The organism is Streptomyces sp. NPDC047028 (genome assembly GCF_040644095.1).
GTDB lineage: Bacteria > Actinomycetota > Actinomycetes > Streptomycetales > Streptomycetaceae > Streptomyces.
In genome coordinates this window covers 1-15,013 of record NZ_JBEYVS010000060.1, presented here as the reverse complement: position 1 = coordinate 15,013, position 15,013 = coordinate 1, and the positions used below count along the sequence as shown (strand labels likewise).

14 protein-coding genes and 1 CRISPR repeat array are annotated in these 15,013 nt (G+C 68.8%); all 14 genes read left to right on the top strand.

From position 1 onward, the window contains the following. Nucleotides 1-84: 84 nt before the first annotated feature. Nucleotides 85-714 (top strand): HAD family hydrolase, encoded by a 630-nt coding sequence (locus ABZ854_RS33585; RefSeq protein ID WP_361218759.1) that lies wholly within the window; start codon nucleotides 85-87, stop codon nucleotides 712-714. After that, complete coding sequence (locus ABZ854_RS33580) at nucleotides 711-2,564, top strand: hypothetical protein (RefSeq protein WP_361218756.1); 1,854 nt, start codon at nucleotides 711-713, stop codon at nucleotides 2,562-2,564. Before ABZ854_RS33585 ends, ABZ854_RS33580 begins: the two co-directional genes overlap by 4 nt. Next, nucleotides 2,561-3,517, top strand: a complete 957-nt coding sequence (locus tag ABZ854_RS33575) for a thymidylate synthase (RefSeq protein ID WP_361218753.1) — start codon at nucleotides 2,561-2,563, stop codon at nucleotides 3,515-3,517. Before ABZ854_RS33580 ends, ABZ854_RS33575 begins: the two co-directional genes overlap by 4 nt. An 8-nt stretch (nucleotides 3,518-3,525) precedes the next feature. Next, nucleotides 3,526-5,244: a carbamoyltransferase C-terminal domain-containing protein gene (locus ABZ854_RS33570; protein WP_361218812.1), complete on the top strand. Its 1,719-nt coding sequence runs from the start codon at nucleotides 3,526-3,528 to the stop codon at nucleotides 5,242-5,244. After that, on the top strand, nucleotides 5,241-6,293 hold the full coding sequence (locus ABZ854_RS33565; RefSeq protein ID WP_361218752.1) for a hypothetical protein: 1,053 nt from the start codon (nucleotides 5,241-5,243) through the stop codon (nucleotides 6,291-6,293). Before ABZ854_RS33570 ends, ABZ854_RS33565 begins: the two co-directional genes overlap by 4 nt. A gap of 96 nt (nucleotides 6,294-6,389) precedes the next feature. After that, complete coding sequence (locus tag ABZ854_RS33560; protein WP_361218749.1) at nucleotides 6,390-6,902, top strand: topology modulation protein; 513 nt, start codon at nucleotides 6,390-6,392, stop codon at nucleotides 6,900-6,902. A gap of 31 nt (nucleotides 6,903-6,933) precedes the next feature. Further along, entirely contained in the window at nucleotides 6,934-7,779 is an 846-nt protein-coding gene (locus ABZ854_RS33555) for a class I SAM-dependent methyltransferase (RefSeq protein ID WP_361218746.1), read from the top strand. Then, nucleotides 7,776-8,537: a phosphotransferase gene (locus ABZ854_RS33550; protein WP_361218743.1), complete on the top strand. Its 762-nt coding sequence runs from the start codon at nucleotides 7,776-7,778 to the stop codon at nucleotides 8,535-8,537. Before ABZ854_RS33555 ends, ABZ854_RS33550 begins: the two co-directional genes overlap by 4 nt. Continuing rightward, nucleotides 8,534-9,190: a histidine phosphatase family protein gene (locus ABZ854_RS33545; RefSeq protein WP_361218740.1), complete on the top strand. Its 657-nt coding sequence runs from the start codon at nucleotides 8,534-8,536 to the stop codon at nucleotides 9,188-9,190. Before ABZ854_RS33550 ends, ABZ854_RS33545 begins: the two co-directional genes overlap by 4 nt. Next, nucleotides 9,187-10,023, top strand: coding sequence for an aminoglycoside phosphotransferase (locus ABZ854_RS33540; protein ID WP_361218737.1), 837 nt, complete (start codon nucleotides 9,187-9,189; stop codon nucleotides 10,021-10,023). Before ABZ854_RS33545 ends, ABZ854_RS33540 begins: the two co-directional genes overlap by 4 nt. A gap of 54 nt (nucleotides 10,024-10,077) precedes the next feature. Next, on the top strand, nucleotides 10,078-11,058 hold the full coding sequence (locus ABZ854_RS33535; protein WP_361218735.1) for an NAD-dependent epimerase/dehydratase family protein: 981 nt from the start codon (nucleotides 10,078-10,080) through the stop codon (nucleotides 11,056-11,058). 26 nt (nucleotides 11,059-11,084) lie between these two features. Continuing rightward, on the top strand, nucleotides 11,085-12,206 hold the full coding sequence (locus ABZ854_RS33530; protein WP_361218733.1) for an adenosylhomocysteinase: 1,122 nt from the start codon (nucleotides 11,085-11,087) through the stop codon (nucleotides 12,204-12,206). Nucleotides 12,207-12,210: 4 nt separating this feature from the next. Continuing rightward, nucleotides 12,211-12,777: an NUDIX domain-containing protein gene (locus ABZ854_RS33525; protein WP_361218730.1), complete on the top strand. Its 567-nt coding sequence runs from the start codon at nucleotides 12,211-12,213 to the stop codon at nucleotides 12,775-12,777. 22 nt (nucleotides 12,778-12,799) lie between these two features. After that, a complete protein-coding gene (locus tag ABZ854_RS33520) occupies nucleotides 12,800-13,579 on the top strand; it encodes a 3-deoxy-manno-octulosonate cytidylyltransferase (protein WP_361218727.1) in 780 nt (259 codons plus the stop codon). 458 nt (nucleotides 13,580-14,037) lie between these two features. Then, nucleotides 14,038-14,919: direct repeats of the CRISPR family, unit length 29 nt; unit sequence CGGTTCACCTCCGCCTGCGCGGAGCGGAC. Between the last annotated feature and the right edge of the window lie 94 nt (nucleotides 14,920-15,013).

Below are 15,013 nucleotides of genomic sequence, written 5' to 3'. Positions count from 1 at the left end.
TCCCTGATGTCATCCCGGCTTACGTCCTCACCTGCGGCGACCTCCTGCGGAAAGAGGCTGGACCTTGCCACCGAAACCGTACGTGTGCTGCTGCTGGACCTGGACGGCGTGCTGGTCGACACACGGCGGGTCATGGAGAGCGCGTGGCGCCAGGTCTGTGAGGATCACGGCCTCGACGTGCCGTTCAGGGAGTACGAACGCCACTTGGGCCGCCCGTTCTCCGACATCATGCAGCAGCTCGGGCTCGCTGAAGCCGAGTCGATCCATCAGACCTACGCCAAGGCGTCAACGGCCGCTTCTCACCTCGCCCGACAGTTCGACGGCGTCGCGGAGGTCCTCCATGCCTTCGCCACTGCCGACTGGCGGCTGGGGATTGTCACGTCCAAGCCGTTGGCGCGAGCCACCCCTCTCCTGGCTCAGCTCGGCGTCCCTTTCGCCACGGTGCGCACGCCGAACGGGGTAGGGCGGGGCAAACCCGCGCCAGACCCGATCCTGCTCGCCCTGATCGACCTGGGCGCCGACCCGGCCAATGCCCTGTACGTCGGAGACATGGCGGTCGACCAGGAGGCAGCCCGTCGCGCCGGCGTCTCGTACGTGCACGCAGCCTGGGGCTACGGCACCCCGAGCCCTCCGGCCCCCGTCGTCGCCAAATCGCCGAAGGACCTGCTGCGGCTCATGGACACCGGGCCGATCCTCGAAGGGAGCCCGGTATGACGCCGACCAAGCGCAGCGCCTTGGGCATCGCCCGCGTCGACTCCGATGGCAAGCCCCTCTGGGCGCTGGTCGGCGAGGGCGCGCTCGCGACCATGAAGTCCGACCGGATCACGACCTCCCAACTGGAGGCCCTGCCCATCGACCAGCGCGATGCTGAAACGCGTGTCGACCATGTGATGGAGGCCCTCGAAGCGTACGGCGCTGACCTCGCGAGGACGCCGGGTGGCGCCGGGTGGCTGTACGTCCAGCACGTGCCGGCGCGGCGCCTGGTGGCACAGGTCGTACGCAAGCTGGCGGCGCTCAGCGCGTGGGAGCCGTTCGCGAAGGCCTCAGGTCGGGTGAGGCTCGCGCCTTACGAAGGACTCGTCGGGCTGCGGTCGAGCAGCTCCCGCGAGTACCGGGCGTACACCGTCACCTGGTCTGGCATCGCCTACCTGCTCGGAGCCCCAGCCCCTCACAACCCCCTCCGCTCCGCGCAGTTACGCAATCTCCCTCCTGCCCTGGCGGCCGCATCGATGCCGAGTCCGGCTCCCTCGGAGCTTCCAGAGAGCGAGGTGGTGGCATTGTCGTGGTCGTCCCGTCACGCGGCCACTCTGCTACCAGTGTTGGAGGAGCTAGCTCGGAACGGGCGCCCCAGCCTCGTGGTGGACTTGGCGACCGACCCGGCGGAGCGGTGCCCGGCTTCGGGCGTCGCGGGGGTGAACCTGTGCTCGCAACCGACCGGTCTCTTCGACCTTTCCGCCGCCGTGGACAGGCTGAGGCTGCAGGACGATGGCCGCGTTGTTCGAGTCGGCGAGCACGACGTTCAACTGGCCCGACTGGTCCGCCTCGTGTCCGTTCTGCTGGAGACAAGCGGCGGGTGCACCCAGCCGTCGTGGCGATCGGTCGTGCGGGCGGAGACATGGTTGGACGGCGTCCTCACCGCCCTCCGGCCGCATACCGTCCTGGTCAGCAACGACACCAGCCCGCTGGGTGCGCTGGCCGTACATGTGGCAGAGCGCCATGGGATGAACACTGTGCACGTCCAGCACGGGGCCTGGACGGCTGAGTCGGTCGCATGGCCCGCCCTGCACAGCCGCGACATCGTGGTCATGGGTGAGCGGGACCTCCCCCTCGCGAAGGAGTGGGTGCGCCACCCTGACGCCGAAGTCCATGTCCTGGGCCAGCCCCGCTTCGATGTACTCGCTGGCCTCGGCCGCGATACCCAGCGGCGCTACCTGGAACATCTGCTGGCCCACGGCCCGCGTCGCAGTCCTGCCCGTATCGCGGTGTGGGCCTGCCAGCCCTTCGGTCCTGACCGGCTCAAGGCCCAGGCCGACCTGCTGCTGGACGGTCTGTGGCAGGCCGGCAGCGACTGGGGCCTCGTCATCGCGCCGCACCCGGCGCAGAGCATCGACGTCTTCGCCCCCCTGCTCGAACGGCACGGTCGGCCGCTCGTGGCCGTGGCCGATCCCCGGGTCGGCGCTCGTGGCTGCCTCGCCGGTGCCGACGCCCTGGCAAGCGCCTATTCGACGTGCGGCATCGAAGCCGCGCTGATGGGCGTGCCGGTGCTCGAACTGGGTTCGCCCGGCGAGCGCAGGCTCAGACTCTCCGACCACGGCCTTGCACGGCGGTGCAGCACCGCCGATGACATCGCCGACGCTCTCGTCGCACTGCGCGGTCCGCACCCGCCTGCCGACCGGGCGGCGACGGACGCGGTGTGCCGGTGGCGCGGTGACAGCGCAGCCCGAGTCGCATGCCTCATCACCCGCCGCTCGGGCGGCCATGCCATGCACTCCCACCACATCAACCACGATGCCCGTGCCGCCGAGTCCGGACGGCCGCAGGGCGAAGGAGTACCTGTCCGATGACACATCTGACCGCCGACAGCGTCGCCGAACTGTTCGTCGGCGCTGTCACCCTGGCCAAGAGCGGCGACAGGGTCAGCCCTCGCGGCATGGCGACCCGTGAGGTGCTCGACGTCCACATGCGGCTGACCCAGCCGCGGGCTCGCCTGCTGTACGCGCCGCCGGCACGCGTCATCAACCCCGCGTTCGCCGTGGCGGAGACCGTGTGGCACCTCTCCGGCTCGGACGCCCCATGGATCTTCGATTACAACGCACGCCTGCGGCAGTACGCCGACGACGGTGTCCTGCGGGGCGCGTACGGGCCGCGGATGCGGAATTGGGCCGGGAAAGTGGATCAGCTGAGCCGCGTCGTCGAGATCCTCAAAGAGGACCCCGACTCCCGCCGGGCCCTGATCCAGCTCTACGACCCGGCCCAGGACGCTGCAGGGCACAAGGACGTGCCCTGCACGCTGGGCTTCGGCTTCCATCTGCGTGCCGGCCGCCTGCACATGTCGACGACGATGCGTGGTCAGGACGTGTGGATCGGCATGCCGTACGACCTGTTCTTCTACACCGTGCTGCATGAGCTGGTCGCGGGCTGGCTCGGCGCCGAGCTGGGCGATTTCCACCACCACGTGGGATCACTGCACATCTACGAGAACCATCTCGACCAGGCGGAAGAGCTGACCGCGGTGACCGCGAGCGCGGTCATGCCGGACCTCACCACACCGTGGCGGGGCTTCGACGATCTGCTCGACCAGGTCGAGGCCCGGGACGTGACCGGCCACCCGGGCTGGGACACGATGGCCGAGACACTGCGCAGCCACCGCCTGTGGAAGGACGGCGCGCGTGAGCAGGCGTGGCGGGTCGCCGACAAGATCGACGGGCCGCTGGGCGAGGCGCTCATCGCCTGGTACGGCGAGCTGAATCGTCATTCCGGCGCCTCGACCGCGCGCGAGACGGCGGGGACGCGGTGATGGCCACCATGGACCGCGCGCCCTCTGTCATCCTCGGGCTGTGTTCCTTCACGCACGACTCCTCCGCTGCCCTGTTGGTAGACGGGGAGCTAATCGGCTTCGTGGAGGAGGAGCGCCTCTCCCAGCACAAACACACCAAGGACTACCCCGGCTACGCAGTCGAGTGGCTGCTCGGCGAGGCCCGGCTCACCGCGGCCGACGTCGACGCCGTCGCCTACAACTTCCAGCCCGCCCACTACCTGGCCGAGTCCCCGGCAGCCCTGCGCCTGTCTCTGTCGCCGACGACGCGCGATCGGGCGCTGCCGAGGGCTCACGGCTTCGCCAAGGTGGCGCTGCGCACCCATCTGCGAAGCCGCGCCCTCGGTCGGCGGTTCCCCTCCGCTGGCGTCATCCCTGTCTTGCACCACCGGGCTCACCAGCTGACGGCCTTCGCCGCCTCAGGGTGGAACGAGTCCGCCGTGCTCATCGTGGACAGCCTCGGCGAGCGGCAGACCACCACCATCGCCTGTGGACACAACGCGCTCCACCCTTCCACCCGCACCCTGGAGGCGATCAACGACCCTGCCTCCCTGGGCTATGTGTACGGCGCGGTCACCGAGCACCTCGGGTGGCGCCGTGGTGACGAGGAGGGCACCGTGATGGCGCTCGCCGCCCTCGGCGATCCGGAGCGGTTCCGCCCACTTTTTGCCCGGGCCCTGCGCACAACACCCACGGGCTTATCGGTCGACCCCGCCTACTTCCCGCCGCGCGTGCTGACCTCGGGCTACCCGAGGACCTCTCGCCGCTTCATGGACGAGACGTGCCCCGAGCGCCACCCGAGCGAGCCGCTCCAAGACGTCCACCGGGATCTGGCCGCCGCCCTCCAGGAGCGAACCGAGCAGGTGATGCTGCATCTGGCCCGCAGGGCCCGGACGATCACCAGATCGCGCCGCCTGTGTGTCGGCGGTGGAGTCGCCACGAACTGCGTGAGCATCGGGCGGATCATCGAGGCCGGAATTTTCGACGAAGTCTTCGTCCCGCCCGCCCCGGGCGACGCCGGCACCGCGATCGGGGCCGCCATCGCCGCACACACCGGCAGCCGCAGCCGGCGACCCGTGTCCGGCGTCGCCCGGGCCTGCTATCTCGGCCCGTCGTACCAACACCAGGCCCTTGACCTCACGCCATGGCCCGGACTCCAGCAGAAGACGCTGGGCGTGGAGTCCGCCGAGTTCCTCGCCGACCAGCTTGCCCACGGCATGATCGTCGGGCTCTTCCAGGGACGAGTCGAAGCCGGCCCCCGCGCCCTCGGGAATCGCTCGATCCTCGCCTCTCCATTGGAGCCCGGGGTCGTCCAGCGTCTGAACGCCACCGTGAAGTTCCGGGAGCCGTTCCGCCCATTCGCCCCCATGGTCCTGGCCGAACGCGCCGCGGAGTTCTTCACCCTCGGCCAGGAGGCGCCGTACATGTCGATGGCGTCCGGCGTAACCGACGCGGCGCGCGAGCGCGTGCCGGCCATCGTGCACGCCAACGGCACCTCCCGCCTCCAGACCGTCACCCGGTCGCAGAACGGGTTCATGCACGACGTGCTGAGCGCCTTCGCCCGCCGTACAGGGGTGCCGGTGCTGATCAACACCTCCCTCAACGTCAAGGGCAAGCCGATCTGCGGAACACCGGCGATGGCGCTGGACTGCCTGGCCAACTCCGGACTGGACGCCCTGCTGCTGGAAGGTCGGTGGATCACAAAGTGAAGATCGGATACAGCTTCTGGGGATTCCTCGGCAACGGAATCACCGACACCCCGGACGGGGGCCGCAGCCACCGCCGCCCCCTGATCGACGCCCTCCTCGGCCGCGGCCACGAGATCGTCTTCCTACAGGCCAACCGCGACCTGATCGAGGCCGGCGACGACCTCGGCAACGCCTACGCCTTCCACAGCGGCACCCCGGACATCGACGTCCTGTTCCTGGAGTGGCGCTGGGCAATCGACGGGCGCAACACAACCCCGTGCGGCACCGAGGGGCACACCTGCGACCTGCACCGCCAGACAGAGCTGGTCACCTGGTACACAGTTCGGCTCGGCACCCCGACCGTGATCTGGGATAAGGACCGCCAGCTCCGGCCGGACAGCGTGTGGCGGCGTATCCGCCAAACCACTGTGTGCGAGGCCGCTCTCGAACCTACGGCGAACGCCCACCGCCTGCTCTTCCCGGTCGACGACCGTCTCCTCGACGAGGCGGATCCGATCGTGCTCGCCAAGAAGCCCAGGGATCTCGTCCTCGGGTACGTCGGCAACCAGTACGACCGCGACGAGCATTTCGACCGCTTCTTCGCGTCGGCCGCCACCCGCTTCGATCACCTGGTCGGGGGCAAGTGGACCAAGACCGATCGCTGGCCGCACGTCCGGTTCCTCGGCAGGCTCCCCTTCGAGGCGGTCCACGCCGTGTATGGCAGGTCTCTGGCAACCGTGCTGATGCTGCCGGAGCGGTACGCCGTCGTCGGGCAGATGACGCAGCGGATCTTCGAGGCCGTCCTCGCCGGCTGCCTGCCGCTCACCCCTGCCGACATCCTGCACGCGGACCGCTTCGTGCCCGAGGAACTGATCGTCAGCTCCGGCAGCGAGGTGATCGAGCGGCTCGCCCACCTCCAGCGGATCGCCGGCACCCAGCAGCACGCGGACCTGATCGCGGCCTGCCTGGACCGCCTGGGCCTGTTCCGCCTGAGTCGGCAGGTAGACGCGTTGGAAGCCGTACTGGACACGGCCGCCAGCCCCGTAAATGTGGAGCGGGGAGCGGCGTGATGCAGCTGACTTCCCAGACCATGGCACCTGGATCATCCGAACGTGTCCGACCGGCCGGTCCGACCGGGCACCCGAGCGCCTCTACGCTGGAGCACCATGAAGAAGGTCGCCATCGTCGGCTGCGGAGGCAGCGGCAAGTCCTACCTGGCACGCGAGCTGGGCAGGATCCTCGACGCCCCGGTCACGCACCTGGACGCCGCGTTCTACGACGACGCGTGGAACGCGCTGCCCATGGAGAAGTTCGCCGCCCTGCAGCGGGACCTGGTCGCGCAGCCGAAGTGGGTGATCGACGGCAACTACAACTCCACCTTGCAGATCCGGCTCGAAGCCTGCGACACGGTGGTCCTCATGGACGTCTCGACCGTGGCCGCGCTGTACGGGATCTTCTCCCGCCAGATCCGGCACGGGGCAGGGCACAAGGGCAACGGGGTGCACAACCGCATCCACTGGGGCGTGATCAAGTACGTGGCGACGTACCGCGGCAAGATGCGCCCGCGCGTCATGGCCAAGATCGAGGAATTCGCCTCGGGCCGTGCCGAGGTGGTGCTGCTGCGCAACCGGCGACAGACGCACCGCTGGCTGCGCAAGGTCGCCGCCGAGCACCGCTAAGCGCTCCGCGCCCCCGAGGGGAGGGTGCGGTATGAGCGGCGCCAACCCATTCCTGGACCCCGCGCGGCAAGCGGAGCTGTATGGGCACGCCTCGCGGCTGGCCGGCCGGTCCAATGCCCTGATGCGGGCGAAAACCTCCGGACGCCCGGTACCAGACACGATCGTGCGCCTGGTGCGCGCCCACCACGAGCGGGCAGACAAGCTCGCCCTGGTCTTGGACGTCGGCTGTGGTCGCGGTACAAGCAGTCTGGTCCTGGCCCAGCAACTCCGGCCGCAGCGGGTACTCGGTCTCGACGCGGCTCCGGCCTTGATCGAACAGGCCCTACACCGCGCTCAACGGCTCCCCGACGTCCGAGTCAGCTTCCTCATGGGCAACTTCCACCAACTGCCGCTTCCTGCCCAGTCATTCGACGTCGCTGTCGCAGCCTTCTGCCTTTACCACTCACCGCAGCCTCAGACGGTGGTCGCGGAGATGAAGCGGGTGCTGGCTCCGGGAGGGCTGGCCGTGCTCGTCACGAAGGGGCTCGACAGCTACCGGGAGATGGACCAGCTGGTCGCTGCCGCCGGCCTCGACCCGCGGGCCGAGCAGCACGAGAGCCTGTACATCTCGGCGCACAGCGACAACCTCGCCCACCTGGCCGCCGTGTCGCTCGACGTACTCGCTGTGGAGCACGAGGAACACCGCTTCACCTTCGACGGACACGACCACGTGGCGGAGTACCTGGCCACCAACCCGAAGTACGACCTCGCCGCGGGCCTTTACGGCAATCCTGGCGCGCTCGCGGCAACACTGCATGAGTTCCTGCCGGACCGGCCCCTCACCACCAAGTCCCTCGTCACCTTCGTGGTGGCCCAGTCAGGGGGAGGACGGTCGTGAGCGTTCGCCAGTTCACCAAGCACTACGAGACCCCCGGCCGGGTGGCCTCGGCAGCCCGCCATCACGCGTGGCTCGCCGAGCACGCACCGCCGCTGCGGCTTCCGGCGCTGACGGTGGTGGGGCCGACGAGCCTGACATACGAGTGGATCGACGGCCGTCCTGCCCGGACCGAGGACCTGCCGGCCCTGGCTGGGTTGCTGGGCGATGTCCACGGGGCCGCCTGGACCACCGACCTCCGGCCGGCCGCGCTCAACAGGCCCCACCGTTTCCGTGACGGCATCGCGTTCGGCGACTACATCGGTCCCCGGCAGGCTGCCCTGCGAAGAAGGCTGGAACAGGGGTACCTGCCGGACCGCGGGGCCTTGCACGCATTGCTGACGCTGCTGGAGAAGACCGCCGAGGGGCCGACCGCCTTCTACAAGGACAGCAACCCGCGAAACTTCATCATCACCGAGGCCGGCGAGATCTACACGGTCGACACCGACGATCTGACACTGGCGCCGATGGGTTACGACCTGGCGAAACTGATCGCGACGCTGGTCCTGACGTACGGGCCTTTGCCGGCTCCAACCATTGACTCGGCCCTGCGCGCCTACAACGAGGCCGCCGTACGCCACGACCCCCGGCTTGGCATCACGGATCGCGAGCGGCTCGACGACTTCCTCGCCCTGCACGCCGTGCTGACCGCTCCGTACGCCGGGCGCAATGGCTACCGCTACAGCTGGTTGCCCCGACCCTGCCCCCGAGGATCCGCATGATCACCACCGAACTCGTCTTCGTCCGCCACGGCGAAGCCCAGTGCAACGTCGACGGCCTGGTAGGCGGCCCGCGCACCTGCACTGGGCTTACCAACTGCGGATACGCCCAGACCGAACGCGTCGCGCTCCGCCTCGCCGCCGAGCACCGCGACAAGCCGTTCGACGCGCTGTACGCCGGTCCGCGCCTCCGCCTGCGCCAGACCGGCGAGATCATCAGCCAGGCCCTCAACCTCCCCATGTCCACCGACGATCGCCTCGACGGTCCGTTCCACGGTGCCGCCGACGGCAGGCCCTGGACCGAGGTGAAGACCGCCGCCGATGGCGGGCCGCACGCCCACCCGGACAGGCCCTGGGCTGCTGGATCCGACACGTGGAACGGCTATCTGGAGCGGGCCGGGCGCCGCCTACGGGAGCTCATCGACCATCACGAGGGTGAGCGCATCCTGTTCGCCGCGCACGGCGAGACCGTGATCGTCGCCCACACCCTGCTCCTGCGTATCCCGCTCGGATCTCCGGCCGGGTTCACGGTCTCTCACGGGTCCATCACCCGGTGGCAACACCACCTCAACCGGCTTGGGCAGAGACGGTGGATGCTCGACCGCCACAACGACACCGAGCACCTGGCCGCCTTAGCGCAGGAGGCTGTCGCGTGATCACGCTGTCCGATGATCCGCGGCTGAGCCTGGCACGCGGCGCGCTCGGAGCGGTCCGGATCGTGCACGGTCCGACGCTCCCGCCCCGAGTCCTGCGTCTTGTCGACGCCGACGGCAATGAGTTCTTCGCCAAGCAGCACAGCGAACGCGACCGATACACCCGAGAACTCCATGCCTATCTCGCCTGGGGAGCTCACCTGATCGGGCACGTCCCCCGAGTGGTGGGCCGACAGGACAGAACATGCACCCTGCTGCTCACCGCGGTGCGCGGCGTACGGGCGGATGCGGTCGCCCCCGGGTCGCCGGAGGAGGAACAGGCTCACTACGAGGCCGGGCGCGTGCTGGGCAAGCTGCACCACGCCACCTCGGAACCCGGTACCGGCGCCGTCGGCACGGAACTCGCCCTGCGGCTACGCGACTGGATCGCCCGTGCAGACCGGGCCGGCCTCATCTCCACGGCCGAAGCCGACCGCATGGGCCACAGAGCGGACGTCCTGGCGAACACGCTCATGGACAGCGCGGTGTGCCACCTCGACTACCAGCCGCGGAACTGGCTCCTTGGGGACGCCTTCGGAATGTGCGACTTCGAGCACATGCGCCGGGACGCCCGCATCCGCGACTTCGCCCGGCTCGAATTCCGCCGCTGGCAGGCCGCTCCCCACCTACGCACGGCTTTCTTCGCCGGATACGGAACGCCGCTGAACGACACCGAACAGCGACTCCTGGAGTCCTTCGGTGCGATCGAGGCCGTCACCGCCCTGGTCCGCGGACACGAGCAGGACGATCTCGCCCTCAGCAGCCACGGCCGCACCGTTCTCGCCCGGCTCGCCTGAACCACAAGCCTCCTCGGATTCCTGGAGAACTCCGTGTCACAGCACGCATCCCACATGACCACCACCGTGCCCCGCCGGGCTGTGGTGACCGGCGCCGCCGGCTTTATCGGCTCCCACCTCGCGCAGGCCCTCGTCCAGGCCGGCGCCGTCGTCGTCGGCGTCGACCGTCGTGACCCTGCCACCGACCCCACGGCCGCAGCCAACCTGGCTGCCCTGCAGAGGCTCCCGGGGTATATGCACGTCACCGCTGACCTCCTCAACTGCGCGATCGAGCCGCTACTCGTGGACGCGAACGCCGTCTTTCACCTGGCCGGCATCCCCGGGGTACGCCCCTCCTGGGGGCCGAAGTTCAGCGAGTACGTCGCCTCCAACGTCCTCGCCACCCACCGCGTCATGGACGCCGTCACCCGTATGGGTGTTCCCCGGCTGGTGGTGGCCTCGTCCTCCAGTGTCTACGGCCCCACCGAGGGCGGTCCGAGCGTAGAAACCGACCGGCCACAGCCGGCATCCCCGTACGCGGTCACGAAACTCGCCGAGGAGCAGCTCTGCTTCGCGCACTCCGCCCAGGCCCATTGCCCCACCAGCGTCGTCGCTCTGCGGTACTTCACCGTTTACGGCCCCCGGCAGCGCCCCGACATGTTCACGCACCGCGCCCTCACGGCCGCCCTGACCGGCCAGGCACTACCTCTGTACGGAGACGGGCACCAGCGCAGGGACTTCACGTACATCGACGACGCGGTCGCCGCCACCATCGCCGCGGCCACGATCCCGACCGCCAGCGGAGTGATCAACGTCGGGGGTGGTTCGAGCGCCTCCCTGCTGGAAGTGATCAACATTGCGAACAGCCTCTCCGGTCGCGAGATCCAGGTTCACCAGGAAAACCCCCGCAGCGGCGACGTCCTCACCACCCGCGCCGACCCCGGCCGCGCCCATGAGGTCTTGGGCTGGCAGCCCCAGGTCGACCTTCACAACGGCATGCGAGCCCACATGCAGGCGCTGGCCGCCGAGACCGCCGCGTACGGCCGCGCGGCATAACCAGCGGGACACCAGGAGGAGTTGCAGTGGAGAGTCCTGAAAGGGCGCGACTGGAAGCCTTCTTCCGGCAGATCACAACACAGTTCCCCGCTGGCGAGCACGTCACCACGCTGATCATCACGCACCTGCTCTCCGAGCGGCCGGCGTTCCTCCGCGCGATGGCCACGACGTCCACGGTCGGTGCTGTACTGCCCAAGCCCAGGTCCGTCGACCAGCCGACGCTGGAGAAGGTCCGACGTGCCTTCACCATCCATGACCTGAGCCGGGCACTGTTTGCCGACTCGACCTGGGCGTTGGAGTACCTGGAGGACACGGCAGGCGGCCGGAACGTCATTCTGATAGACATCGGCGGCTACTTCGCGCCGTGCCTCGACACCCTGGTAGAGAAGTTCTCCGGCCGCGTCCTCGGCGTCGTCGAGGACACCGAGAACGGGCACCAGCGGTACGCGGCACTGGACCGCCTGCCCTGTCCCGTCGTCTCGGTGGCCCGCTCCCCGCTGAAGGACTGCGAGGACCACCTGGTGGGCCGGTCCATCGTCTTCTCGACCGACGCCCTCGTACGCGCCCGCGGCGACATTCTGACCAGCCGAAATGCCTGCGTGATCGGGTTCGGCAAGGTCGGCCGGGCCATCGCTCAGACGCTGCGCGCCCAAGACCTACGCGTCACCGTCCACGACACCGATCCAGTCAAGAGAGTGCAGGCGCATTCCCAAGGCTTCCGTACGAGCGCGTCGACGGCCGAGGCGCTGCGGGAGGCGGAACTCGTCCTGTGTGCCACCGGCAACCTCGCCCTCCGCCAGGGCGATTTCTCCGCCCTGCGCAACGGGGCGTACCTCGCCTCGGTAACGTCCTCAGAGGACGAACTTGAACTCGGCAGCCTCCATGGCCTCTACAAGCGCACCCCGGTCAGCGAGCATCTGACGCGCTACGAGATAACGGGCCACTACTTCTACGTCCTCGCTGACGGCGGCGCCGTCAACTTCGTGCACGGCGCCGCCGTCGGCTCATACATCCATCTCGTTCAGGCCGAGATACTCGCCGCCACCGCGGCCCTCAGCCACGGCCGCTTCCAGTCCGGTCTCCACGAAATGCCCGCACCCGACCGCCAGGCCATCGCCAGGATCTGGTTCGACCACTTCGACAGGTGAATCCATGCCGCCTTCCCCCGACCACATCCGTGCCACCGTTGAGGGGTACCTCACCCGCCACCCGTCCGAGCGGGACGCCCTGGCTGCGCTCTTCGTCGCCCTTACCGGCGGGGACGATCCGACCAGCCGCAAGACCTCTCCCACGCACGTCACGTGCAGCGCCATCGTCATCGACAGCAACGATCGGGTGCTCCACATTCAGCACAACGCCACGGGCAAGGCTCTGGCGCCCGGTGGCCACAACGAGTCAGGGGACAAAGACCTTCCCGGTGCCGCCCTTCGTGAACTGGGCGAGGAAGCCGGCATTCCTCGCGATGCCGTCGTACCCCTCCCGGGCTTTGAGACCGTGCCGCTGGACATTGACGTACACGACATCGCCGCCAACCCCGCGAAGGGCGAGCCGGCACACCAGCACGTCGACTTCCGCTGGGCCTTCCTCCTCCGGGCCGAACACGCCGTGACGCTTCAAACCGAAGAGGTCAGTGGATACGAGTGGCGGTCCTTCGAGGACTCTGCCTCGCCGACCGTCCGCGCCAAGCTGGCCCTCCTCCCCCGCCCCGCCCATTCCTGACACTCACCGACGGGAGTACGCCGTGGCAGCCACCACCGCCGCACCGCCGAGCACCGCGCGCCGCCACCACATAGCGGTCATCCCTTGCCGCTGGGGAGCCTCCCGATTTCCAGGAAAGCCCCTTGCGCAGCTTGGGGAAAAGCCGCTGCTGTGGCACGTCCACCAGCGCTGCCTGGAGGCAAAGCGCCTCGACGGGGTGGTGGTCGCCACCGATGACGAGCGCATCGAGGAGACGTGTCACCGCCTGGACATCGAGTGCATGCGGACCGGAGACCACCTCACCGGCACGGATCGCGTCGCGGAGTGCGCAGAACGCCTGCCCGCAGACGCGTACATCAACGTCCAGGGCGACGAGCCGTTCATCTCCCCCACCGCGATCGACGCTATCTCCCAAGCGATGGAGCACCTGGCACCCGGAACCCACGCGGTTAACGCGTACACGAAGCTGGACGACCCCGGTGCCGTCCTGGACCACAACGTCGTTAAGGTCGTCGTCGACGCCGAGCACAACGCCCTCATGTTCTCCCGGCAGCCGATCCCGTACCCGCGCGGGGACCGGCCAAGGTACCGGCGTCAGCTCGGTCTCTACGGCTTCACTGGAGCGGCCCTCAAGATGTTCAAACATCTCCCCCAGGGACCGCTGGAACGTACGGAAGGCGTGGAGATGCTGCGCTTCATCGAACACGGCCACGGCGTACGGATGATCGGTGTCGTGGACGAAGGATTGGCGGTCGACACGCCAGAGGACCTATCGAGGGCCAGTGCGTTGTGGCGACATCAGACCAAGCATGACTCCTGCTGAGAGCCGGGGTCGCCAGCCACTCCTTGCAGTCCGGTGTTCTTCATTCACTCTCCCACTGACTCGGGCCTCGGCTCAGGCGCCGGAACAGCGACACGGTCGGCGTTTCGACCACCGCTGCTCCAGCCCTGAACCCTTACACGGGATAGGTAGTTGCACCCCGACAAGCGCGGCACGCGCTAAATACGGGGGCTACCAACTCGACTGAAATACATCTGTTTCGAAAGTCCGGCTGGCTCGTTGAGCCAGCCGGACTCGCCGCACAACCGACCAGGGGGACCACGCTGACTTCGGCCACCACGAAGGCAAAGTCGGCTGTGCGGATGAGCATGTTCGGCCTCGGAGGCGCCGGGTGATGACGTTCTTCGGTCCATGAGGGTGTGGCCGAGCGCCATACTCGCTGACGGAGCTGTTGTCCGGTTCACCTCCACCTCGCGGAGCGGCAGCCCCGACACGAGATACGGTCCACCTCCGCCTGCACGGAGCGGACTCGCCGATCCAGGCCGCGGACCGCTCGGGCTTCGGTTCACCCCCGCCGGCGTGGAGCAGACACCCCCGGGCCATACGTCCCTTCCAGTCCGACGGTTCACCTCCGCCAGCGCAGGGCGGACGCCTACCAGGCCACGACGACGTATCAGAACGCTGATTCACCTCCGCCTGCGTGGAGCGGACTGGTCAGGGCCTTGTACCAGGCCTGGAGCGCCTGGTACACCTCCGCCTGCGCGGAGCGGACATGACCACGCGTGAACTCACCACCGGGCAGAGCGGTTCACCTCCGCCTGCGCGGAGCGGACGCGTCCCCAACGCCGAGCGCGTGCATCCACGCCGGTTCACCTCCGCCTGCGCGGAGCGGACTTGATCTTCGCGGTCTGCGAGGGCGTGGCGTGCGGTTCACCTCCGCCTGCGCGGAGCGGACAGGTCCTCGCCGCTCAGCGTGCCCTGGGCCTGCGGTTCACCTCCGCCTGCGCGGAGCGGACTTGGTCGTGTCCGCCCGGACCGTGACCTTGTACGGTTCACCTCCGCCTGCGCGGAGCGGACTCAACCGGCCGGCTGCTCCCCGTGGCCGGTCGCGGTTCACCTCCGCCTGCGCGGAGCGGACGCCGGTGCCGACCCCTCCTCCGGCGCCCACTCCGGTTCACCTCCGCCTGCGCGGAGCGGACGAATTCCGGCCTGAGAGCCATGGGTTACCTCACGGTTCACCTCCGCCTGCGCGGAGCGGACGGACGGGAGACCAGCCAGGAGGAGCGGGACCGCGGTTCACCTCCGCCTGCGCGGAGCGGACACGAGCATGTCTCCGGGCAGGGACGCGCACTGCGGTTCACCTCCGCCTGCGCGGAGCGGACTAGGCCGTTTCTTTCAGATCATCGGATCGTTGGTCTGGTGTGTCGCTGACTGACGCCCAGTGGGCGCGCATCGAGCCGTTGTTGCCGGACCGGA